This window comes from Leptospirales bacterium, from assembly GCA_019694655.1.
In the GTDB taxonomy this organism is placed as follows: domain Bacteria; phylum Spirochaetota; class Leptospiria; order Leptospirales; family Leptonemataceae; genus SSF53.
Genome location: JAIBBN010000006.1, coordinates 1 through 22,875, shown reverse-complemented (window position 1 = coordinate 22,875; position 22,875 = coordinate 1). Strand labels below are relative to the sequence as shown.

20 protein-coding genes are annotated in these 22,875 nt (G+C 59.5%); 8 read left to right on the top strand and 12 right to left on the bottom strand.

The features are described from left to right. Genes K1X75_10525 through K1X75_10510 form a run of 4 tightly spaced genes read right to left on the bottom strand, consistent with a single transcriptional unit; the run spans position 1 to position 3,290 of the window. Entirely contained in the window at positions 1-1,332 is a 1,332-nt protein-coding gene (locus K1X75_10525) for a beta-glucosidase (GenBank protein MBX7058488.1), read from the bottom strand. After that, positions 1,329-1,880, bottom strand: a complete 552-nt coding sequence (locus K1X75_10520; GenBank protein ID MBX7058487.1) for a shikimate kinase — start codon at positions 1,878-1,880, stop codon at positions 1,329-1,331. The genes K1X75_10525 and K1X75_10520 overlap by 4 nt, the downstream gene beginning before the upstream one ends. Positions 1,881-1,897: 17 nt before the next feature. Beyond that, positions 1,898-2,779, bottom strand: coding sequence for an HDOD domain-containing protein (locus tag K1X75_10515; GenBank protein ID MBX7058486.1), 882 nt, complete (start codon positions 2,777-2,779; stop codon positions 1,898-1,900). Positions 2,780-2,783: 4 nt separating this feature from the next. Then, a complete protein-coding gene (locus K1X75_10510) occupies positions 2,784-3,290 on the bottom strand; it encodes a chemotaxis protein CheD (GenBank protein MBX7058485.1) in 507 nt (168 codons plus the stop codon). A 147-nt stretch (positions 3,291-3,437) separates the two neighbouring features. On the opposite strand from K1X75_10510, the gene K1X75_10505 reads away from it, so the two are divergent. The 5 genes from K1X75_10505 to K1X75_10485 all read left to right on the top strand — a co-directional run bounded on the left by K1X75_10505 (position 3,438) and on the right by K1X75_10485 (position 9,236). Continuing rightward, entirely contained in the window at positions 3,438-4,760 is a 1,323-nt protein-coding gene (locus tag K1X75_10505; GenBank protein ID MBX7058484.1) for a TraB family protein, read from the top strand. A 119-nt stretch (positions 4,761-4,879) separates the two neighbouring features. Beyond that, positions 4,880-5,674 carry a M48 family metallopeptidase gene (locus tag K1X75_10500; GenBank protein MBX7058483.1) on the top strand — a complete coding sequence of 265 codons (795 nt, stop codon included), beginning with the start codon at positions 4,880-4,882 and terminating at the stop codon, positions 5,672-5,674. 54 nt (positions 5,675-5,728) lie between these two features. Next, entirely contained in the window at positions 5,729-6,241 is a 513-nt protein-coding gene (locus tag K1X75_10495) for a hypothetical protein (GenBank protein ID MBX7058482.1), read from the top strand. A 33-nt stretch (positions 6,242-6,274) separates the two neighbouring features. Then, positions 6,275-7,018 (top strand): M48 family metalloprotease, encoded by a 744-nt coding sequence (locus K1X75_10490; GenBank protein MBX7058481.1) that lies wholly within the window; start codon positions 6,275-6,277, stop codon positions 7,016-7,018. A gap of 16 nt (positions 7,019-7,034) precedes the next feature. After that, positions 7,035-9,236 carry an adenylate/guanylate cyclase domain-containing protein gene (locus tag K1X75_10485; GenBank protein MBX7058480.1) on the top strand — a complete coding sequence of 734 codons (2,202 nt, stop codon included), beginning with the start codon at positions 7,035-7,037 and terminating at the stop codon, positions 9,234-9,236. Positions 9,237-9,276: 40 nt separating this feature from the next. Here the strand turns inward: K1X75_10485 and K1X75_10480 are convergent, their stop codons facing one another. The 8 genes from K1X75_10480 to K1X75_10445 all read right to left on the bottom strand — a co-directional run bounded on the left by K1X75_10480 (position 9,277) and on the right by K1X75_10445 (position 17,994). After that, positions 9,277-10,140, bottom strand: coding sequence for an SDR family NAD(P)-dependent oxidoreductase (locus tag K1X75_10480; protein MBX7058479.1), 864 nt, complete (start codon positions 10,138-10,140; stop codon positions 9,277-9,279). A gap of 148 nt (positions 10,141-10,288) precedes the next feature. After that, positions 10,289-11,500, bottom strand: a complete 1,212-nt coding sequence (locus K1X75_10475; protein ID MBX7058478.1) for an NAD(P)/FAD-dependent oxidoreductase — start codon at positions 11,498-11,500, stop codon at positions 10,289-10,291. A 139-nt stretch (positions 11,501-11,639) separates the two neighbouring features. After that, on the bottom strand, positions 11,640-13,061 hold the full coding sequence (locus tag K1X75_10470) for a UTP--glucose-1-phosphate uridylyltransferase (protein ID MBX7058477.1): 1,422 nt from the start codon (positions 13,059-13,061) through the stop codon (positions 11,640-11,642). Between the two features lie 80 nt (positions 13,062-13,141). After that, positions 13,142-13,570: a hypothetical protein gene (locus K1X75_10465; protein ID MBX7058476.1), complete on the bottom strand. Its 429-nt coding sequence runs from the start codon at positions 13,568-13,570 to the stop codon at positions 13,142-13,144. After that, on the bottom strand, positions 13,570-14,115 hold the full coding sequence (locus tag K1X75_10460; GenBank protein MBX7058475.1) for an adenine phosphoribosyltransferase: 546 nt from the start codon (positions 14,113-14,115) through the stop codon (positions 13,570-13,572). The genes K1X75_10465 and K1X75_10460 overlap by 1 nt, the downstream gene beginning before the upstream one ends. After that, positions 14,102-15,022, bottom strand: a complete 921-nt coding sequence (argB, locus tag K1X75_10455) for an acetylglutamate kinase (GenBank protein MBX7058474.1) — start codon at positions 15,020-15,022, stop codon at positions 14,102-14,104. Before argB ends, K1X75_10460 begins: the two co-directional genes overlap by 14 nt. Positions 15,023-15,032: 10 nt before the next feature. After that, complete coding sequence (locus K1X75_10450; protein ID MBX7058473.1) at positions 15,033-15,614, bottom strand: DUF2505 family protein; 582 nt, start codon at positions 15,612-15,614, stop codon at positions 15,033-15,035. A 28-nt stretch (positions 15,615-15,642) separates the two neighbouring features. Beyond that, complete coding sequence (locus K1X75_10445; GenBank protein MBX7058472.1) at positions 15,643-17,994, bottom strand: GAF domain-containing protein; 2,352 nt, start codon at positions 17,992-17,994, stop codon at positions 15,643-15,645. 245 nt (positions 17,995-18,239) lie between these two features. Here K1X75_10445 and htpG point away from each other — a divergent pair, with 245 nt between their 5' ends. The 3 genes from htpG to K1X75_10430 all read left to right on the top strand — a co-directional run bounded on the left by htpG (position 18,240) and on the right by K1X75_10430 (position 22,692). Further along, on the top strand, positions 18,240-20,099 hold the full coding sequence (gene htpG / locus K1X75_10440) for a molecular chaperone HtpG (GenBank protein MBX7058471.1): 1,860 nt from the start codon (positions 18,240-18,242) through the stop codon (positions 20,097-20,099). A gap of 56 nt (positions 20,100-20,155) precedes the next feature. Then, complete coding sequence (locus tag K1X75_10435) at positions 20,156-21,709, top strand: LuxR C-terminal-related transcriptional regulator (protein ID MBX7058470.1); 1,554 nt, start codon at positions 20,156-20,158, stop codon at positions 21,707-21,709. 89 nt (positions 21,710-21,798) lie between these two features. After that, complete coding sequence (locus tag K1X75_10430) at positions 21,799-22,692, top strand: alpha/beta hydrolase (GenBank protein MBX7058469.1); 894 nt, start codon at positions 21,799-21,801, stop codon at positions 22,690-22,692. Positions 22,693-22,875 lie beyond the last annotated feature (183 nt).

Genomic DNA, 22,875 nt, shown 5'->3' with positions numbered 1-22,875 from the left:
TCAGCCGCGGATCAGCTTTGCGTACCAGCGACCGCTGTCCTTGATCGTGCGCTGCATCGTCTGGAAATCGACGCGGACGATGCCAAAGCGTTTGTCGTAGCCTTCGCGCCACTCCAGATTGTCGAACAAACTCCATACAAAATACCCGCGCAACTTTCCGCCGTCGTGCGCCGCCCGCAGCGCCTGATCGATGTAGCGTTGCAGGTAGCTCTGTCGGGCGGCATCGTGGACCGCGCCGTCGGCGGCGACTTCGTCTTCTGTGGCTGCGCCATTTTCTGTAACATACAACGCCGGGATTGCTTCGTATTTGCTGAATTTCATCAGGATATCATAAAATCCAGGCGGATAAACCTCCCAGCCCATGGCCGTCCTTTCCGCGCCGCGCGGCGTGCGTTTTTCCCGGAAGCCAATCCAGGGCAGATAGCGCGCCGACTTAACGACCTTGCGCGAGTAGTGATTTACGCCCAGAAAATCAAAGGGCTGCCGAATGGTCTCCAGATCGCCGGCCTTTGCAAAGGATTCGATGCGTCGCAGGCAGGGCAGGGCGTCCGTTGGATAGCCATCGCCGAATATCGGATCGACAAAAAGACGATTGAAGAGCGCGTCATGGGCGGCGAGGGCGCGCTGGTCGCGCGGGCGTTGGCTGTGCGCCGTTCCGGCGACGGTGGAAATCGTTGTTCCAAGATGCAAACCGACGCGGACAGCGCGCATGGCCTGCGCTGCGCAGCCCTGGGCCAGCAGGGCGTGGTGCGCAGCGCGCAAAAAGCTGCGGCGACCAAACTTGCCAGGCGGAAAATAGCCCAGGCCATAGCCCAGCAGTGTAAACATCAAGGGCTCATTCAGCGTAATCCAGTCCTTGATGCGGTCGCCAAGCTGCGCCACGCACATTTGCGCATAATCTGCAAAGCGCAGTGCAATGTCCCTGTTTTGCCAGCCGCCTTGCTGTTCGATGGCCAGCGGCGTATCCCAGTGGTAAAGCGTGGCAAAGGGACGGATACCACTCTGTAAGAGTTCGTCGCAGAGGCGCTTATAAAAATCGATGCCGGCCTGGTTGAGGCCGCCGCGCAGCGTTCCATCGGGCAGGATACGCGGCCAGGAAAGCGAGAAGCGATAAGCGCCAAGACCCAGCTCGCGCATCAGGCCAACGTCTTCCTTCATTCGTGCGTAATGATCGCAGGCGCGATCGCCGCTTTGCCGGCCCTTGATCTTGCCGCGGCGCGAAAAGTCATCCCAGACCGAAGGCCCCTTGCCATCCGCGTCATGAGCGCCTTCAATTTGATAGGCGGCGGTAGCCGCTCCCCATAGAAAATTGGCCGGCGCTGGAAAACTCACAGCCCCGGCGCCTGCAGTCCAAATTCGCGCTGCAACACAAGCATGGCCTCGTCCAGGCTGCGGCTGTCCATATTCAGCGTAAAATCCGCCGCTTCCTCATACCAGGGCAACCGTCGCATCAACGTTTGTTCATAGTCGGCGCTCAACTGCGGTCGCAGAGCATCAGCCTGGCCGCGCTCCAGCAGCCACTCCAGATTGCGCTTGATATAGACAATGTTTGCGGTTTGCCGCAACAATTGCAGCTTGCGTTGCGAGAGAACCTCTCCGCCGCGTGCGTCGCTCTCCACCAGGATGCCGCCGCCACAATCGATCAGAATGCGCCGCATCGCCAGGAACTTCTGCAACAATTGGTATTCTCGCTGGCGAAAACCATGCCATCCTTCGGCGGCGACGATTTCGGCGATGGTCAGGCCGCCAGCCTCGTAGCTGATCAGGCTGTCTGTAGAAAGTGTGACGCGGCCGCAGAGCTTGCCAAGCTTGCGCGAGAGCCGCGACTTGCCAGCTCCGCGGGCGCCAATGAAGGCGATGTTCTCCTGCGGATGATTCATTGCCGGCCAATGGGAAATCAGATCGAGCGAAGATCGACCAGCTTTTCCAGCAGCTCCGGCAGGTGTGAGTAGAGGGCTTCCATTTCGGAGTCAGTCATTTTCAGGGCGGCCAGCGCCTGGCCCGACAACTTCTCGCTGAGGCCGCCAATATCGACGCCAACTCCGCCGGCAATGGCCACCAGATTTGCGATGTGAATGATAGCGCAGAGCGCCTTGTTGACCTGCGCCTTTTCTGGCGTGTAAACGTTGCGCACGGCATCCACCAGATCAGGCGGAAACTTCCAGATTTCAAGCAAGCGAGCGCCGAGCTGGGCGTGGTTGTAGCCCAGATACTTCTCTTCGATGGCAATGAAGGTCGCCGAGGGGTTGCGCTCCATTTCAATCGCGATGGGCCGATAGACCTGCTGAAAGTAGCTGACCAGGGTAACCTTGCCAATATCGTGCAACAGGCCGGCGGTGAAAGCGACATCAGGCGGCGCCGATCCCTTCTTCATGCGCGCCAGCGCTCCGCTCAACTCGGCGACCAACAAACTGTGATCCCACATCTCGGTAGCCGGAATCTTGTAGGCATCGAGGTTTACTTTTAGCAGTCCGCGCGAAGCCGCCACCATTACGATGTTGGCCACCGTCTCAAGGCCAAGGGTGACAATCGCTTCCTGCACGCTGCGAATCGGGCGCGTCGGCTTGTAGTAAGCCGAATTGGAAAGCTTGATAATTGCTGCGGTAATGGCTGGGTCCCGCGTGATCTCTTCGGCCAGAGCCTTGATGTCCACGTCCGGATTGGAGGCCATGGAATAGATGCGCGAAGCCATGGCCGGCATCGGCGGCAATTGCTGGATATCGGCGAGGCGCTTATCGATGGCCGCTTTGATTGCGGCGCTTTGTTCCGCTGCTTCCATGGACTTAAACCTTGTAGATATACTTCTCTTTGCCGTTGGCGCGCAGCAGGATTCGACCATCGTCCAGAAAAAAGGTGATCGTACGGCCTGCAGTCCCGCCGACATCTTCGATCAGCAGCGGGATGTGCAATTCCTGAAGCGCTTCTTTCACGGCGCTTACGTTGCCGGCGCCAATGTTTTGCAAGAAGGAAGAATTCTGAGCTTCAAACATTGAAGCCCCGCCAAATATTCTGGCCCTCAGATCTTCGGCGGCAACGCCTTCGCGCTGCAAATCCTGCACAAGCCCTTGCACCGCCGGTCTGGCATACTTGCCTTTGTTGACGATCTTGCCAGGCTGCGGGTGACCGAGCAGCACATGCGCCAGACCGCCGACGCCCTTCCTTTCGCAATAGAGTGCAATGCCAACGCAAGAACCAAGAGTGGTGCGCAGGGCGTCGGGTTTTTCGGCCACTTTCCACTCGGCGACGCCGACGTGCACTACCACCCCTTTGAATAATGGATCGGCTTGCATCCCGCTTACGTTGGGCCGGGGCGAGTCGTTTGCCAGCGCTCGTCTTTCGGCCCTCAGATACTGCAACGCCGCGCTGCCATCGACAGGGCAATGAAAATCGCTGGTCCTGGCGAGGTTCCGGCGAAAGCTGCCGCTGCTTGGGACGCAATGGCAGTACAGAAGGCTAAAGTAAGGTCGCCCGGGACAGGCGTGCGGCGCCAATCGCGCCCTTCGTCGGCCGGCGGAAGCGGCGCTTCGCGTGCAGCCGCGGCCCGACTGAAAAAGGCGCCTCTGCGACGGGTAAAACTGGGCCGCAGCGTCATCCATCTGCTGGGTACGGCGCACGTGTCCGCCGAATCCGTCGCCGATGTAGAGGCAGCGATCGCCGCGCTGAAACCGGACCTGGTTGCGATCGAGCTGTGCGCCCCGCGCTACCAGTCATTGACCGATCAAGATCGCTGGCGCAAACTGGATATGGCTCGCGTCATCCGCGAAGGCAAGATCTGGCTTCTGGCCAGCAGCCTGGCGCTGTCAGCCTTTCAGAAGCGCATTGGCGAATTGACCGGCGTGGCGCCCGGCGCGGAGATGCTGCGCGCTGCAGAGCTGGCTACAAAAAGAAAGATCCCCCTGGCATTGATCGATCGCGAGGTGCGATCGACGCTGGCCCGCGCCTGGGACCGAGTCGGCTTCTTTTCGCGCCTCTGGCTGGCTTCGTCTCTGGCTGCGTCGCTGCTGGTGCGCGAGGATATCGACCCGACAGAAATTGAAAACCTCAAGCAGCGCGATGTTTTTGAGACGCTGCTTGATGATTTGCCGCCGCGTTATGCAGCGGTGCGCGAAGTAATCATCGATGAGCGCGACCGCTTTATGGCTCAATCGCTGCGCGAAGAGCTGCAACGCAGCGGGAAGAAACGTATCGTGGCGGTTGTTGGCGCCGGGCACTTGCCGGGAATTGAGCGCGAACTTCTGGATGGGTCGCAGGTTGATTTGCAGTCGCTTTCCAGCCTGCCCCGGCGTCGACGCTGGCTGGAAATACTGAAGTGGGTTCTCAGCGGCGCACTGCTGCTGGTTGTATCGGCTGTGCTGTTTTTTCGCGGCGAAGCGGATCGACTGGAGCAAATCCGGCAGGCCCTCCTCTGGTGGGCCGGGTTGCGCGCACTGGGCGGCGGCCTGGGCGCTCTCTTGACCGGCGTACGTCCGCTGAACGCCCTGATTACCGCCGCGCTGGCGCCCGTATCCTTCTTTCTGGGTTTTGCTGGCATTCGCCTCTCGATGATCACGGCGCTCTTGCAGCTGCGCAGCCACAAGCCTTCGGTCGAGGACTTTGAGCGCATTGCACTGGAAACCAGCAGCTTTGGCGGCTTTGTACGCGCCCTCTATACGAACCCGGTACTGAATCTGGCCTACCTTTTCCTGGGCGTTGGCTGGGGCGTCGCCCTCGCTTCGCTGGCCTTCTTCTCTGTAATTCTACCACGACTTGGCGGCGGCTGAATCCGGCGGCGGCGCCGACAACAAGACGCCTGCGCCTTTTTTTCTTGCCGGCCTGCAGGCGGCTGTCATAGTAACGGCTTCGGCCCTGTGCGGCCCAATCAACACGGAGCAATCGAACTATGACCCGCATTCGCCTTCTTGCCCTGGCGCTGGTGGCAACCCTGCCGGCCTGCGCAATCATTGATAAGTATACGCTGCCAAGCGACGCCGAGATGGGCGCCAAGGGCTCGCAGTATTTTACGGAACTCAAGTCGCAGATGACCATTGAGAACAATGCGCGCATCAACGCTTACGTAAAGTGCATTGCCAATAATCTGCTGCAAGTGGCGCACGATGATACCGGCGTAGGGCAGTGGGAGATCGTAGTCTTTCGCACCGATGCAATCAACGCCTTCGCTATCCCCGGCGGCAAAATAGGCGTCTTTACCGGACTCTTGCAAGTAGCTCGCGACCAGGACCAGCTGGCGGCAGTGATCGGTCATGAAATTGGCCACGTCAACCTGCGTCATAGCGCCAGGCAACAGCGCTCTTCCAGCCTTGCCGACAAGGCGATCAGCGGAGTAGGCGCGGCGCTGGGCGGATCGCAATACTCGCAGTACAAAGATATCGCCGTAACGGCCGGACAGCTTGGCGCAAAGTACGGGCTGCTGTTGCCCTTTGGCCGCGGTCAGGAATCCGAAGCTGATCTCTACGGTCTGGAGCTGATGTCCAATGCCGGATTCAAGCCGACTGGCGCCGTGGAGCTGTGGCAAAATATGGCGGCCGCTGCTGGCGGCAGCCATCCCATGGAGTTCACCTCCACCCATCCGTCGCACGAAACGCGAATTGGCGATCTGAACGATGCAATGCCGGAGAACTTCCTGCTCTATCAAGCGGCGCAGGCCCAGGGCAAGAAGCCGAACTGTCATCTCTAATCGATCGTCTAGACATGCATGGCCGGTGCTACCCCACCGGCCGGGAGAATATCAATGAAGTTGTTCCAATTTGCTTCGCGCCGTAGCCTCCTGGCAGCCGCTGCGGCGATTATCGTTGTGGCTGGCAGCGGCCTGCTGGCGCGCACCGTCTATGTTGTAAGTCCGGCGGCGCGCCTGCTGGACCAGCCAAGCATGGGCAGCGCCGGCGCTCCCCTGCAGCGCGGTCAGCCGCTCAATGAACAGGGCGAGCAAGGCGCCTTCTACGTGATCAAGGTTGGCAGTTCAACCAAATACGTTTCGAAACTATTTGTTTCGCCTTTTCCGCCGCAGCAAAATCAGGTTAGCGTCGCCGACTTGCAGCGCAATCCCAATGTAAATCTCAATCGCCAGGCTTCGCAAGTGAGCGAAACGGCCGCCGCGCGCGGTCTCTCAGCTGGCGGAGGGGACGAGGGTCCGGACGTGCCGCCGCAATACAATGAACGCCAGGTTCGCTGGCTTGAATCGCAAAAGGTCTCTCGCCCTGAAGTGAGCGGCTTCTTGCGCGCCGGCCGTCTGAACGCGCTTTGACACTATCTCGAAAAGAGAACGGAAAGGAACTCTATGTTTTCGCTTAAGCTTAGCTCCAGCAAATTGAGGGTCGCAACAATCATTGCGGCCCTGTTGACGGCCAGCGTCTGCGCCAGCGGCCCGGATGAGCGTTCGGGCACGTTGCGCGGCATCATTGAAGAGGTGCGCGTCGGCCGATCCTGCGCGGCGCGTCTGGCCCAGAAGTACGGACTGGTTGAGGACGCCGGCGCCACGCGCTACCTGAACCAGCTGGCCAACGCGCTGGGCGGCGTATCTACACGGCAGGAGCTCACCTTCTATGTCGGAATTTTGAACGATGGCGAGGCCAATGCCATGGCCTGTCCGGGCGGCTACCTTTTCATTACTCGCGGCGCGCTGAAGGCCCTGGGCGATGAATCAGAGGCGGCCTTCATACTTGGCGAGCAGGTGGCGCACGTCGCTTTGCGCCACATGAGCGGCTACACCTCGGGCGTCGCCAGCGGCGATGTGGAAAGCGCCGTAGACGGATTGCTGCCAATGCTGACTGGCGGGGGACTTGGCTCTTCGCGCATCCGTCAGTCGGACGAAGCAGCGTTGGTCTATCTGGCAACCCTTGGCTACGATGTGGGCGGCGCAGCGCGCGCTCTGCAAAAGATGAACGGCGCAGCCTATGTCTCCGCTCATCCATCGGCGGCGGACCGAGCCAGCGCATTGCAGGCGGTGCAAAGCCAGAATGGGATTCGTTCCGGCGGCCAGACCAACCAGTCGCGCTATGCCGGCAGCGTAGGCCGACTCTAGAACCTGCAAGCGCGTCATGCAGGGCAAACAAAAGCTACTGGCGATTGGCGCGCTTTCGGCCATCCCCCTGGCATGGACTCTGGTTCTGATGCTGGGCGGGACGCTGCAGGGCCTGGAAGAACGCCTGCTTGATTTCCGTTTCAATCGTTTCAATCCCGGACATCAGATCTCTCAGGATGTCTACATGTTGGAGATCGACGACCAGACCTTTCAGGTGCTGGAGCCGGACGATCGCTTTGGCGCCTGGCCCTGGTCGCGCGATGTCTACGCGCCGATTATTGAATTCATTTCGCAGGGAGCGCCGCGTCGCATCCTGTTTGACATCATGTTTCTGGGTCGCACCGAGGCGGACGCCGGCCTCGCCGATGTAACCCGCGCTACTGGCCTGGTCTCGCACGCCGTGAACCTGCGCGATCCCTGCAGTACGCTGGAGTGCCGCGGCTTTCATCCGCGCCTGGACGGCACGCTGCCGCCGGTTGCCGATCTGGGACTGCCGGCGTCGTTGACGCGCGATTCCGGAGCGCCGCGTTTCAACGTCATGGATGCGCCGACTGGAAAAATCGGCGACGCCTTGAACCTCATCCACACCGTCAATTTTCAATCCGATGCCGATTCGATAGCGCGGCGCATTCCGCCGCTGGCCACCTTTGGCGGCCGCACCTATCCCTCGCTTGGCCTTGCCGCTTATCTGGCCTTCCATCCTCCGGACGCCATCGAGGTGCGCCAGGATTTGCTGCGCATCCAGTCCGGCCAGGAAGATCTACGCATCCCGCTGGTCGATGGCCAGTTTCTCCTGAATTACTACCCGAAGGAGCAGATGACCGGCGGTCGCTTCCAGCGGATATCGATGGCAGCTGTACTGGAAAGCAAACGACGTGTGGAGACAGGCGACTTTACAGACCTCTCCGATCTGCCGGTGTCTCCGCTGGAGTTTCAGGATAAAATCATCATCATCGGGGCGACGGCGGCCGCCACCCTTGATCTCAAGAACACTCCCTATGGCCGCATCCCGGGGCCCTGGCTGCATGCCATCATGCTTTCCAATTTGCTGCAGAAGGATTTTGTCCGCCTCACTCCGGCCTGGTTCAATTTCCTTCTGGCGCTGCTGCTGGCGCCAACCGGCGTTTATATCACGCTCAGCGCCCAGAAACTGTGGGCGCGCATTCTGTTCCCCACTCTGATACTGGCGGCGGTGGTCCTGGGCGCGATGCTGATCTTTAAGTTCACGGATCTTTCCATCGGCCTTGCCCCATTTCTGGTTTCGTATCCCTTTGCATTCCCGGCAGCGCTGGCTCTGCTGACCTTCATCGAGGGACGGGATAAGTTCAAATTCAAAGTGGCGATGTCCAAGTACCTGTCGCCCGGCGTTCTTACTGATGTCATGTCGCGCACCAACCTGCAGGCCGAGGTTGGCCGACGCCGGGTCATGTCGGTCATGTTTACCGACATTCGTTCCTTCACAACGATGTCGGAACAGATGGACGCCGCCGAAGTGGTCAAGCTGCTGAACGAGTATCTGAATACGATGGTTGATATCATCTTTCAGCATGAGGGCACGCTTGATAAGTTTATCGGCGATGCAATCATGGCCTTCTGGAATGCGCCCAACGACCAGCCTGATCATGCGCGGCGGGCGGTGCTCACCGGCATGGAAATGGTGCAGGCGCTCTACCAGATGCATGCCAGCTGGAAGGCGCGCAATCTGCCGCTGCTGCATATGGGCGTTGGCATCAACAGCGGCGAGATGATCGTCGGCAACATTGGCGGCGAGAAGCGTCTGGACTACACCGTGATTGGCGACAATGTCAATCTGGGTTCTCGACTGGAAGGCATTACCAAGAATTACGGCGTGGACATGATTATCAGCCAGAGCTGTTTTGAGCAGCTCAACGATGAAATTCCGGCAAGGCGTCTGGATCTGGTCGCAGTCAAGGGCAAGACCAAGCCAATCATGATCTTCGAGCCGCTGCACCCGCAGTCGCCGCCGCGGGTCTCGGGTATGAATCACAACGACTATGTAGCCGCCAACAACGCCGCCTTTGAGGCTTATCTGCAACGCGACTGGAAGCGCGCGATCGACGGCTACCGCTCTATCTTACTGTACGTCGATGGCCGCCAGGACTCGGCGGCAGCGGGCATGATCACTCGATGCGAAGACTACCAGCGCAATCCGCCGCCGGAGGCCTGGGATGGAACGCTGGTAATGAAGACCAAGTAAATCGCAGGCGCCCCAGCCTCCCGCTGGTCCTGTCCGGCGATCAAACGAAGCGGTAGATCCCTTCAATCACATCTTGCGGCGCAAACTGATTGGTAACCTTGGCCAGATAGCCGCCAAGGCCCACCTCGTAGCGCAACGAAGGATAGCGCGCTTCGCAAGCCTTCTGGATCGTCCTGGAGACATCGCGCGCCTCGCTGGCGACGCGCATCGAGGTTTGCACCGCCTGATCGGCGCGTTCATAGAGCCGACGGTAAGGGGACGATTCCTTGATCGGCGTCGCCTCCATATGTTCGCTGAAGTCCGTTTTGACAGGACCGGGTTCCAGCAGAGACACAAAGACATTAAAAGGAAGCATTTCGTAGCGAAGCGCCTCGCTGAAACCTTCCAGCGCAAACTTGGAGGCGTTGTAGGCCGACATCAGCGGCGCGCCAATGCGGCCAAAGCCGCTGGAAATCTGAACAACGCGGCCTTGTTTGTGCTCGCGCATGTAGGGCAATAGCCTCTGAGTCAGTGCAACTGCCCCGAAGTAGTTGGTTTCCATAATGCGCCGGAAGTCATCCATCCGCAGCTCTTCCACTGCGCCCGACAGACCATAGCCGGCATTGTTGATCAGGCAGAGCATGGGCGGCGCTTCGCTTTGCAGTTCGGCTTTGTCCCAGGCAAAAAGCGCCGCGCAGGCTTGTTCAATCTGCTCTGGAATGGTTACGTCCAGAACATGCAGTTGCATGCGGTCCAGCAGTCCAAGCTCGCGCGCCTCGGCTTCGAAGCGCGCCAGGCGCTCTGGTTTGCGCATCGTTGCAAAGACCAGGTAGCCCTGCTGAGCCAGATAGAGCGCGGCGTCGCGCCCAATGCCAACGCCGGCGCCGGTGATCAATGCGACGGGCTTCCTGCTGTTTCCTGCCATAACTGCTCCGCGCCGTCGATGGGCGCGGCCGCATTGTTCGAAGTCCGGGCCCCCTGTCAAAGCTCCTTTGCCGGCGGGCGAGAGTGCCGGGCGGTTTTTTTGAGAGGCGGGCGCCTCGGATCGCCGTCCGCCAGGCAGAATCGAAGGATCAGGGCAGCCTGCTGTAGCCGTGCCTGTTTTTCCAGATCATGTACTTCTCCAGCGCTCTCTTGCCAACATTGTAAATGATGTTGGGCGCCATGATCTCCAGCTGGCGCGGCGGAAAGAGATGGTTGGTAAGAATCCAGACCTCTTTGGACCCGGCATCCATGATGCAAACGCCCGGTATCTTGCCAAAGGGCATTTCTTTGAAGTCAGATCGTCCTTCGATCATGCGCCGAATATTCTCGGCGGCCAGCTTGCCCATTACATCGCTGGGGAAGCCTGTTTTCGGCGTGCCATAGGGCGCAGAGCATTGGCGGAAGGGGGCCACCACCTTTACCGCCAGGCCAGCCGCGAATATGTTCGGGAAGCGAACATGTTGATAGCTGTCGGAGGTTTCAATGAAGCCCTTTTCATCGCCAAGGCCCGGGCTGGAACGCACCAGATCGGCGCCGACAAAGGGCGGAATAAGCATCGCCATCTTGTAGGGAAAGCTTTCGCCGCCCTTGATGAGAATCGTATCGCGCTTGATCGATTCAATCACAACATCGGTGCGCCAGTTGATCTTATATAGCTTCATGAAAGCTTCCAGCATCTTCTGCCCGCCGGTGATGCCGCCGATGCCAAAGTGTCCAAGGAAGGGCTCCGGCGTAATCCAGGTCAGATCGACCTGCTTGCGTTTGCCGGCTTTGCGCAGCTGCTTGTCGAGATTGAAAAGATACTCGTAGGCTGCGCCCATGCAACTGGCGCTTTGCGTCGCCCCCACGACCACCGGTCCCGGATCATCGAGCAAACGTTCGTAGGCCTTGTAAGCTTTCTCAGCCAGCGGCGGCGTCACAATACACTGCACATAGCCGTCGGCGGGATCGAGGTTCTTCAAAACGCTGAAGTTCATGGCGGCGCCAGTGGCAACGATCAGATAATCGTAGGACAGCGCGCCGTTCTTTGCTGTCTTAACCTGATTCTTCGCTGGATTGACCTTCAGCGCCTGATCCTGAATGAATTCGATGCCACGCCGCTGCAGGATGGGCGCCGATTGAAAGCTGATATCGGCGACTTTGCGCATTCCAAAGGGAACCCAGATCAGCGAGGGCGTGTAGAGGAAGCGCTCTGCCGGCGAAACCACGGTGATTTTGTGCTCTCTGGAGAGCTTGCGTCGCAGCTCGATAGCCGCCGTCATGCCCGCAAAATTGGAACCAAGGACCAGAACTTTTGCCATATCCCCCAGGGTATACAGGCCGGCGGATTCTGGCAAGCGCAGTGCAGGGCGGCAGCGCAATCCTGCGACGATCCTGGGCGCCGGCTTGCGGCCGGCGTAGATCTGTTACGTAACTTTACGGCGTTGCGGCGCGCCGCGTTCAGGGCAGCGTTACGGTTTCATCGGCAAATTCACTGCGCCCTGCCGCCGAGATGCGCGAACCCTGCGGTCCGGCCTGCAGCTTCACTTTGCCGCGCATTGTTGTTGGCTGATCAAATTCAATCCGGCCCTGAACGCTGAGGCTTTCACAATCCGCCAGAGAGGGAGCAAAGGGCGTCAGGCTCTCAAAATCGTGCACGCTTTTGTAGACTGGATCAAGGCTGACGATGGGTTCGGCGGCAATGCTGCGTGCAGGATTGCGCTCCAGCGCCCAGCTATCTGGATGCAGCGTGTAGCAATCGCTGCGACGCACCAGCAAGTCGGCGCAGTCTTTGACCGGCGCGAAGCGTTTACGGTTCACAATCATGACTCGCGAACGATCGAAACGGCCAATGGCTGCGCCCATTGCCGTCTCCAGCTGCAGAATCTCCTGATCGCCAAGTCTCTTGGGATTCACAATCAAAGCCAGCTCCAGCGCTCCGCCGCTGAGGCGATCCTTCAGCGCCTGGAGATCGACCCACAGATTATTGATATTAAAGTAGCCAAAACGAGAAATGTTCTGGAAATCCGGCAAGCGTTCGGCCGGCACTTGCGCCGTTTCCAGAAGCTCGATCGGCGCATGCTCCGCTTTCTTGCGATAGAGGACGCCGCCTTTCAGGTCCACATTGGTCTTGGGCGTGGTTTCGGAAACCCATTGCAACTCGTTGGCGTGAAAATAGCGCAAGAGGCGCGGATCGACTGTCGCTCCTAGATTGTCGCCATTGGAAAGAAAGGCGGTGCGATACCCCGCGCCCAGCAGGCGATCCAGAATCCCGGTAATGGCCAGCGACAGAAATACATCGCCGTGTCCCGGCGGACACCAGTGGCTTTCATCGCTGCCGTCGCCAACCGGCAGAAGCGTCTGAGCGTCAATGCGCGGCGCCATGCTCTGAATGAAATCTGGCGGAATATCGCCCGGCACACTGCGATTGATTTCAGAAATGCCTGGCTCGCGCAGCGTATCCTCGCGGGTGGCGAAAGAGTTCATGAAGAGCAGCGGCAGGTTAACTCCGAAATGAGCGCGCAGCGACAGAATTTGTTTGCGAATGATTTCCAGAAAAGTGTACTCGCCCTTGACGCGAATCAAGGATTTGGCGCGCGTCAGTCCCATGGTTGTCCCCAGCCCGCCGTTGAGCTTGATGACAGCAAGTTTGGAAAGGTCCTCGCGCACTTCATCGGGGCCCGGCGCAGGCAGATGCTCCAGCTCGACATAGTCGCGAGCCTGCAGATCGCCGATAGAATTCCAGTCTACCTTTCCGGTTGCGCCGTGAAAGACCAGCGCCGCCCGCCGCTGGTACTCTTCGATAACGGCCGGCGCCATCTGGCGCTGCTGCATGCGCAAGCGTATCTGATCCTGAATTTCGGAGAGGGGAGGTCGCGCCATGTTGCAGCAGTCGCGCATCCTGCCCATTCCGTCATGCCAAATCCAGTGCAGGTCTGGCGACGCCTTGCGGCGTCTAGATTCTAACGCAAGATCCAGCGTTTGTTGGCGCCGGGCAGCAAATCGCGTCTGGCAAAACTCAGATCATAGGCATCAGCGAGCCACGGTCGAAAGCGCACCCAGAGTTCTATCCGACGCTCGCCTTCGTAACCCACGACTTCGTCCGTCTGACGCACCGGACGCGGTATGACTGCCTGGAAATGATAGTAATAAACGCGGCGACCGCCATCGCTTGCCGTAAGTATCCCGCGGGCCTCGGGATTGGGCAGGAAAGCGCGCGCCGCAAGCGGATAGCGTGCGTTCCAGAGCGCAGGCAACAGCTCCGCTACGCGAGCATAGCCGGGCGGAAGCGGCGCCGTCCGCAGGCTTTCGCGGCTGGCCAGCGCCATACAGAGCGCTGCACAGATCCTGGCAGCGCGCGCCACGACGCCAGCGCGGCGCAAGCAGCGCATCAATGGCCTGCAAAGTCGATCAGATGATGCACGGGAATGCCTGCCTCGCGAATCCTGGCTGAGCCGCCAAGCTCCGGAAGATCGACAATTGCCGCCGCTTCCAGTATCTCTCCGCCCAGCCGTCGCAAGAGACGCGCGCCGGCTAGCATCGTGCCCCCTGTGGCAATCAAGTCGTCGAAGAGCACCACACGCTGTCCCTTTTCGATGGCGTCCTCGTGCACCTCTACGGTAGCTTTGCCATACTCCAGGTCATAGTCCTCGGAAATGGACTTCCAGGGCAGTTTGCCCTTCTTGCGAATTGGTACGAAGCCAATGTTCAATTCGTAGGCGATGGTCACGCCCAGCATAAATCCGCGTGCGTCCAGGCCGGCAATGACCTCGGCGCGCATATCGAAGTAGCGATTCACAAAAGCATCCATCATCGAGCGCAGTCCCTTCGGATGCTGGAACAGCGGCGTGATGTCGCGAAACATAATGCCCGGGCTGGGCCAGTCGGGGACGGTGCGCACCAGGTTCTTTAAATAATCTTTATCAATGGTCAACATGTTCAGGGTTCCTGGCCTTATCAAAGTCGTTGGAGATCAGCGTGCCTACCCCGCGGTCGGTGAATACCTCCAGCAGCAGAGCATGCGGCACTCGACCGTCGATGATGTGCGTGCGCTTGACGCCGCTCAGCAGGGCAAGCAAACAACAATCGACTTTAGGGATCATGCCGCCGCTGATTGTTCCGTCGTTCTTCATGCGCTCTACGTCGCGCGGGCTGAGGCCGGTGACGGTCTTTCCTTCCGCCAGCACGCCGGGCGTATCTGTAAGTAGAATCAATTTTTCTGCGCGCAGAGCGGAGGCGATGGCCCCGGCCATGGTATCGGCGTTTACATTCAGCCCGCGTCCTTGCCGATCGGCTGCAACTGGAGCAATGACCGGAACGAAATCATTTTGTTCGAGGGCGCGAATCAACGATGGATCGATATCCTCGGCGCTCACTGTGCCCACCAGGCCCAGCGAGACTTCCTCCAGTTGACCGCGTTCGTTGGTGCGCTGTAAAGAGTGCGGCTGAGCGACGGCCAGACCGCCATCCTTGCCGGAGATTCCAGCGGCGCGCCCGCCTTCAGCGTTGATCAGCGCTACGATTTCCTTGTTGATGCGGCCGCAGAGCACCATCTCCACAACCTCCATGGAGGCCTGGTCAGTGATGCGATGCCCATCGACGAATTGTGTGGGGATGTTGAGATCCTTGAGCAGACGATTGATCTGTGGACCGCCGCCGTGGACAATCACCGGCTTGATTCCGACCATCTGCAACAGCGTAATATCACGGGCGAAGCGGTGCTGGAGATCCGGACTCTCCATAGCGGCGCCGCCAAACTTGATCACCAGTGTGCGGCCGCGGAAACGACGGATGTAGGGCAGGGCTTCGAGCAGAACCTGGGCGCGCTGGTTTTCCTGCTGCAGATCGAGGGACTCAGTTGCCATGGGCATGTTCGTCGGCAGCTACGCCGTCCGCGGGCCTCTGATCGTCGGCCGGCCCCGAAGGCGCGCCTTGCTCTTCATTCAGCAGCTGGATGAAATTGAGAATGGAACGTCGGTCCCGCTCCAGGTTCCTGGCGTACACGTCGGCAATTGCATTTTCTATCAAGGGACCAACCAGAAACGCATCGCTGTGGATCTCGATGTCATAGCTGCGCGCAGACTCTCCGGCGCCGCTTTCATAGTAGCGGGAGACGCCCTTGATGCGGAAGATATGGTCATTGGCGCCGCCGGGCGTCACAGTAAAGGTATGTACGTGGCTATCTTCGTCAAACTGCGATACTTCCACCAGCACATCCGCTCCGGCCGGCAATAGCGTAGCGATCACCGCCGGCATGGAATCGGCAATGGAGATCTCGCGTTTCTGGTCGAGGATCCGTCCATGACGGCTTTCCGAGACGATATGCACATTCTTCAGTTCGGGGAACTTGTCCAGCCGCTTGTAGCGCTCTTCGCGCGCATCAAGCAGCATCGCCAGCGCATGCGGGAAGTCCTGCTGGATGGAGATCTTCCTCATATCGCGTGGGAAAGTGTTGGCCTGTGATTCATACGTCCACTCGAAAAACGCCGTCCCATTCCGGCGGCGGCGGATTGCGCTGAAAATCGGAGCAGCGCCGCAAATAAAGATCAGCCAGCGGGTCCTCGCTGCCTGCCCGGCGTACTCGCTCAAAATGGGCAAAGGCCTCTTGAAAATTGCGCGCCCGGTACTGGAAAAGCGCCTTTTGCCAGGTGCGGTCCCATTCTGCGGCCTGATCGGCGCCTTGCAGCCAGGGCTGGTAGATTCGCGTGGCTCGGTTGCGACCGCGCACCTGCACCAGATCGGCTTCCCGGGCGGGCCACACCGCGGCGCTCTTTTGCTGCACCTCCTCGGTCAGCAGCACATCGCCGCCGTAAAAGCGCGCCAGCTTCTCGACGCGGGCCGCCAGATTGACGGCATCGCCGATGGCGGTGTAGTCCATGCGCATCCGCGAACCCAGGTTGCCGACGATGGCCATGCCAGCGTGTACGCCGGCGCCGGCGCTGAACAGCGGACGGCCCTCGTCGGCGCGACGTCGATTCAAGCGCGCCAGCCGTTCAAAGATCGTGCGCAGGCAGTCGACGGCCCGGACGCTGTCGTCCTCTCGCGCCTCCGGCAGTCCAAAAAGGGCCATGAAGCCGTCGCCCATGAATTTGTCGATGACGCCGCCATGGGCGTCGACCGCCGGCGCCGCTTCCTCATAGAATTCATTGAGCAGGTGTACCAGATGCTCGGGCTCGGTATGCTCGGCAAGACTGGTAAAGTCGTGTAGATCCAGGAAAAATACGCTCACTGCCTGCTGTCGCGGCGGCGATTCGTCAGACTCTTGCAGAACCTCCTGGATCACGCGCAGCGGGACATACTTTTGAAAACTCTGGCGGATCTGTTGCTCTTGCTGGCGCGCCAGCAGCGCCTCGGCGTAGGAGGCGACGTTGCGAAAGGCCGCATAGGCCAGGTTCATCACGCTGCGAAAAAATGCAAGGTCGCTGACTGGATCGCGTCGACGCAGCTGTGCGCCGCTGAGCGAAATGACGAACTTGATAGTTTCGTTGTCCGGAGCAAATACCGGAATCCAGGCGTCTGGAGCGCCGGCGCTTTCGAAGCTCTCGGCATTGGCCTGCTTCAGCCGATTGGCAAGGCCCAGGCGCGGATCAACTTCCTGTTCCTCAGATTGCGAAAAGTAAAAAGGCTCGCGATATTCCTGCATCCAGAGCAGGGCGTCCGTGGCTTCGACAAAAATCGTCTGGCCGGCCGCCGTTGATTCAACGATGCCCTCGCCTTCGTTGTGCATGGCCAGACTGCGCGAAAGCGTGCGCCGCTGCTCGCCAATTTCCAGGATCATGCCGCTATCAATGTGCATCAATCGCAGCAGGGTGCGCAAGAGGGTGCGCTGCAGTTCTACGGGATCCAGGCTGCTATTCAGGGCGCGGCCGATTTCATGGAGCGTTTGAATCTCGGTGTGCCGCCGGTCCAGCTCTCGGTTGGAGCGCAGCAGATCTTCTTTGGATTTGCTGTTCTCGATAAACAGACTGGCGTGCGAGGCAATGTTTTGCAGAACATCCAGCTCTTCGGAAAGGAAGCCATGTGTCGAAGTCGAGTTGATCACTTCGATGACGCCAATGACCTGTCCGCGGGCAATGATTGGTGCAATCATCATATCCCGCGTGGTATGTCCAATTTGCTGGTCGACATCGCGAAAGGCTCGACTATCGGCTTTGACATCGCGGATGATCTCGGCGCGCGCACTCTGTACCACGCTGCCGGCAATGCCCTGGCCGGGCGGCAAGCGCACTTCGCGCAGATCGCTGCGCCGATCGCCGGAGACCACATTGAAATACATTTCACCGGTGCGCTGGTCGACCAGCAGCAACGAAGCGCCTTCGGCCCCAACCGCCTCGCGCGCCATATCCATTACCACCTGCAGCGTACCGAAAAGGTCTTCGGCCATCAGAATCTTTTCATTGAGTTGCAGGATGCGCTGGTAGTGATCGAGAAGAATGCTCTTCTCTTCGAGGATCAAGAAGATCTCCACCAGGGCATCGAGCAGGAAGTCCACGCCAATGCGTCCCAGCGCCTTGCCCGAGAATTGAGGCAGCGCCGGCTCGCGCATGCCGCGCAGAACAATGTCCGTGATGCGGCGATAGACGCGCAGCCGGCGGCGCACCGCGGGGGTCATTCGCTCCGCGCCAAAGGAAATATCCAGGGTATAGCCGGAGAAGGGTTCGGCCAGGCTCTCCGCCGCGGGATGGCCGACTTCCAGCAGCACGCCATTCTCGTTGCGCAGGCAGAGACCCTCCGCTTCAATTTCGTCGCTGAGTCGTGTCAGAAGCCGCTGCAGAATGCGCGCGGCCGGACTTCCGGCAAAGGAAGAAGGCTGCATACGGAGAGCATCGCCAGCCAGCCTGCGCGTTAAAGCAAAAAGCGCTTTGATTTGAGTCCGGTCCGATCATTGGCCGTCCGCTACCCGCCCTTCAATTATGTCGGTTTTTTTGCTCCTGGCCGCCGCCGCCGGGGCTCTGCGGCCAAAGTAGGAGTATCAGGATTGCCCCGGCGCCCGGCTCATGGCGCCAGGCCACTTTTCAGGGCCGCGCCGCTGAAAATCGGCGCCAGAATAAGGGGAATCCAATGCAACGCGGCAAGCTTTCAGTTCAAACCGGCAATTTGCTGCCCATCATCAAGAAGTGGCTCTATTCAGAAAAGGAGATCTTTCTGCGTGAGTTGATTTCCAATGCCTTTGACGCTATTAACAAGCTCAATCGCATTCGCGTCAGTGAGGAAATCCGCAACGGCGATGATCTGGATTTCGCCATCAACTTAAAGATCGATCGCGAAAACGGCATTTTGAGCATTGAAGACAATGGCATTGGCATGGACGGCGCCGAAATCGAGCGCTACATAGCGCAAATTGCATTCTCCGGAGCGCAGGAATTCATTAACAAGTACGAACAATCTGGCGATCGTCACAAGGCCGGAATCATCGGCAATTTTGGTCTGGGCTTCTACTCAAGCTTTATGGTCGCTGATCGCGTCGATATTGATTCGCTTTCCTATCGCGGCGATTCGGCGGCGGCTTTCTGGTCGAGCGATGGCGGCGAGGAGTATGAAATTGGCGAAGGCCAGCGCGCTCGTCGCGGCACGGAAATCAGACTGCACCTCAATCAGGAGTCGCGCGATCTCCTGGATAAGACCCATCTGCAGGGTCTGGTGCGCCGCTACTGCGACTTTTTGCCGATTGCAATTCAGATCGATGGCGCTCGAGTCAATCGCGAATCAGCCCCGTGGACCAAGAACCCCAGTGAGTTGAAGCCCGAAGACTATCAGGAATTCTACCGAACGCTTTATCCAATGCAGCCGGAGCCTTTGTTCTGGGTGCACCTGAATGTGGACTATCCCTTCCAGCTGCAGGGCATCTTGTATTTTCCGCATCTGGCGCACGAAATGGACCTCAACAAGAGCGAAGTGCGCATTTTCTGTAAGCAGGTATTTGTGACCGACGAAGCTCAGGAGTTGATTCCGAAATATCTGACAGTGCTGCAAGGCGTCATCGATATTCCTGATCTGCCGCTCAATGTCTCGCGTTCCTATCTGCAAAACGAGCCGCAAATCAAAAAGATCGCCCAGCATATCGTCAAGAAGGTTGCTGATCGCCTTCAGGAGGAGCGCACGCGAAATGCCGAGCACTATCGGTCAATCTGGAACGAGCTGGCGCCGTTTGTGAAATATGCCATGCTCAATGACGAGAAGTTCTTTGAGCAGGCGCGCGGCGCGTTGCTCTTCGAACTGGCGGGCGAAGCCGAGGACAGGCCAGCCGAGCGCTTTGTCACGCTCGATGAATACCGTGAGAAGACCCGCGAAAAATTGGGCGATCGCGCCCTCTACGTTAGCGATCTGCGCGCTCAGGCCGGACCGCTGAAACTCCTGCGCTCGCAGGGCCTTTCCGCGCTGCTTTTGAACAGCATGATCGACGCTCATTTCGTGCAGTTTCTGGAAAGCAAAGAGGAAGGTCTGCGTTTTGTACGCGCCGATGCCGAGCTTGGCGAGCATCTGGTGGATCAGGAGCACAAGCCTTCGCTGGCCGATGCCGGCGGACAGAGCAGCGAAGAGCGCTTGAGCGAGCTTTTCAAGAAGGCCATTGCTAACGACAAAGTGACCATTCGTGTGGAGGGCCTGCGCAGCGACGATATCCCGGCGCTGGTCATTTTTCCCGAGCAAATGCGACGATTCAGCGAGATGGCGGCGATGATGTCGCGCGGCGAGGCGCCGCCGATGCCGCTGGAGCATACGCTGGTATTGAACGCCAAGAATGCGATTGTCCAGGCGCTGGGCAGACCGGCAATCATCAGCAGCGAGGCAGGGCCGTCGAAACAGGAACTGATCGCACGCCAGCTGTACTTCCTGGCGCGCCTGGCGCAGGGAGCGATCAATCATCATGAGATTGAGGCCTTGCTGGATGCCAGCTACGCCGCCCTCGCCAGAACCCTCTAGCAGGCCGGCGCAAAAAGGCGCTTGTCAGTCGACAGGCCTGCCTTTCGATCGAGGCAGTGGGCGTCGCAAACGAAGGCCTCTCCATGGGCCCGATTCTCTCCTCGCTTTCGCTGGCGGAGGATCTGGCCAACGGCAATCCGCCGGAAACGGCGCTGCGCGCCGCACTCATTGCGCTGCGTTTGCTGCAGGTCGAGGGTTGGCCGTCCGCGGTACAGCGCGAGGCGGCGCTGGTTACCTTGCTGCGCTTTCTGGGGTGCACTTCCTACGCCTCAGAGGAGGCGCAGGCGCTTGGCGATGATTTAACATTCAAGGGCGTCTATGGCGGCGCAGATTCCGAAGATCGCATAGATGTACTGCGTCGCGCCTCCCAGCTTGGCGGCGACTCGGCGCTTTCCCGGGCACGCAGCGTGCTGACGGCAGCGATGCGCGGACCGGAGATCTATGCATCGATGGTTCGCGCACAGTGCGAAACGGCGGCGCTGTTGGGGCAGAGCCTGGCCTTTCCGGACAGCGTCTGCACGGCGCTGACTCAAGTTTTTGAACGGGTCGACGGCCGCGGATTGCCGGCGGGCCTCGTTGGAGAACAGATCGCCTTTTCGGCGCGGGCCGCCGCCGTCGCTTACAACTTTGAATCCGTACGTCTTCGCCTGGGATTAGATGCGGCCTGTCAGATGCTGCGCCAGCGCGCCGGCGCCCAACTGGATGCGCATCTGGCGCACTCATTGCAAGTCCTCGCGCCGCAGTTGCAACCGGAGCTGGAGCGCGCTTCGGTCTGGGAGCTGGTCTGCGACGAGATTGAGGCGCCTCCAGGCGTCGATGCCTTGCAATGCGCCCGGGCCATGGCCAGCTTTGCCGATCTGAAGTCGCGCTTTACCGTTGGTCATTCGCAGCGCGTTGCGCGGCTGGCCCGTTCTGCGGCAGGCATCGCCGCCATGAGCGCCGAGGATCGCGATGCCATTGAGACGGCGGCGCTTTTGATGAATATCGGAATGTGCAGCGTCTCCAGCGGACTGATCGAGAAGCCCGGTCCGCTCAGTCGTCCCGAACTTGATCGCATACATTTGCATACATTCTATACAGAACGAATTCTGTCCGGAGTTGAACTCTGGCAGCCGGCCGTCGCCCTCGCCGCGGCGCACCATGAACGACCGGACGGCAGCGGCTACCATCGCGGCCGACGTGATGCGCCGCTGGCTGCGGCATTGCTTTCGGCCTGCGATGCGTTGACGGCGCTGCATTCGCCGCGCGCCTGGCGCGAGGCGCAGACATTGGAGCAGGCTTCTCAGACCTTGCAAGATGAGCTTCGCCAGGGCCGACGCGATGGTCGGGCGCTGAAGCTCTGCCTGGAGGCGGCGGGTCTGACGCCGCGCCGCAGTCGCGCCCAGAGCGATCGCTTCGGACTGACCGATCGAGAGCGCGAGGTGCTGCGGGCGATTGCTTCCGGCCTGTCCAATGGACAGATTGCCGGACTGCTGGGGCTTTCGGCCCGAACCGTGCAGCACCATTCCATTCGCATCTATGGAAAATTGGGCGTCCAATCGCGGGCCGCCGCAACCTTGATTGCCAGCCAGCAGGGCCTGTTGCACGATATGCCAGCGTCCGCTGACTAGTCGCTGCGTCATGGCATAGGCCAACTGGCCCTTGCGTTAGCCCAGGCCTTCAGCTAGAATACGGTATGCTCAGCAAGGAGTCCAAAACGATGAGATTCAAGGCACTATTTGCCAGCCTGTTGCTTGCAGCGCTGGCCGCCTGCGCTTCCTTTACGCAGGCTCAGAAGGGAGCTGGCGCTGCCGGCATTGGCGCCACACGCACCGTAGTTTTTCTGCATGGTCTGTATATGACGCCAAAATCCTGGGCGGAATGGAAGAAGCGCTTCGAAGCTGCAGGCTACAAGGTCTATACGCCTGCTTACCCGCTGCATGATCGCGACCCGGCGGCCATGCGCGCTGCACATCCGGACGCGCAGCTGGCTGCGCTGACCTTCACGCAAACTCGCGATCATCTGCGCAATTTTTTGAAATCGCTGCCAGAAAAGCCAATCCTGGTGGGCCATTCCATGGGCGGCCTGCTTTCGCAGCTTTTCTTGAATGAAGGCCTGGCCGCTGGCGCCATTGTGCTGGATAGCGCGGCGCCTTACGGCATTGTCTCGCCGCTGACCGCCGGCCGCCATGGCCTGGATTTTGTGCGCACCGGCTGGCCCTTCATCAGCCCCTTTGCCAGCGACGATGAGCCAATCCTATTTTCGGAAGAGGAGTTTGCCTGGGCCTTTGCCAATAATTTGAGTGAAAGCGACCAGCAGCGCGCCTATCAGGAGCAGTGTGTGCCAACCTCGCGACGTCTGGCGCGCGAATCTTTGACCGAAGCTTCCGAGCTCGATTTTGCAAAAGCGCGCGGACCGCTGCTGCTGATCGCTGGCGGCGCTGATCGCATCATTCCGGCCAGCGTAACTCGCTTGAATTTTGAAGAGTATCCCGAATCGGCCGGCCGCACCGAGTATCGCGAATTTGAAGGACGCGGCCACTACATTGCCGCCCAGCAGGGCTGGGAAGAAGTGGCAGACTTCGCCCTGCAGTGGATTCAGTCCAATCGTTGAAATTGAAAGAGCATCGCGGCAGCCATTGCGCCGCGATGCGATTCCGCGCCCTCTCATTCAAAAGGGGCAGGCGCTCACTTCGCGAATTGTCAGGTCGTCATTGTAGATCGAACCGCTGCTGATCGTCGGAATGGCATACAGACCAAAGTGCGCCTGATGCAGAACGCCGCAGGCCCCGCGTAC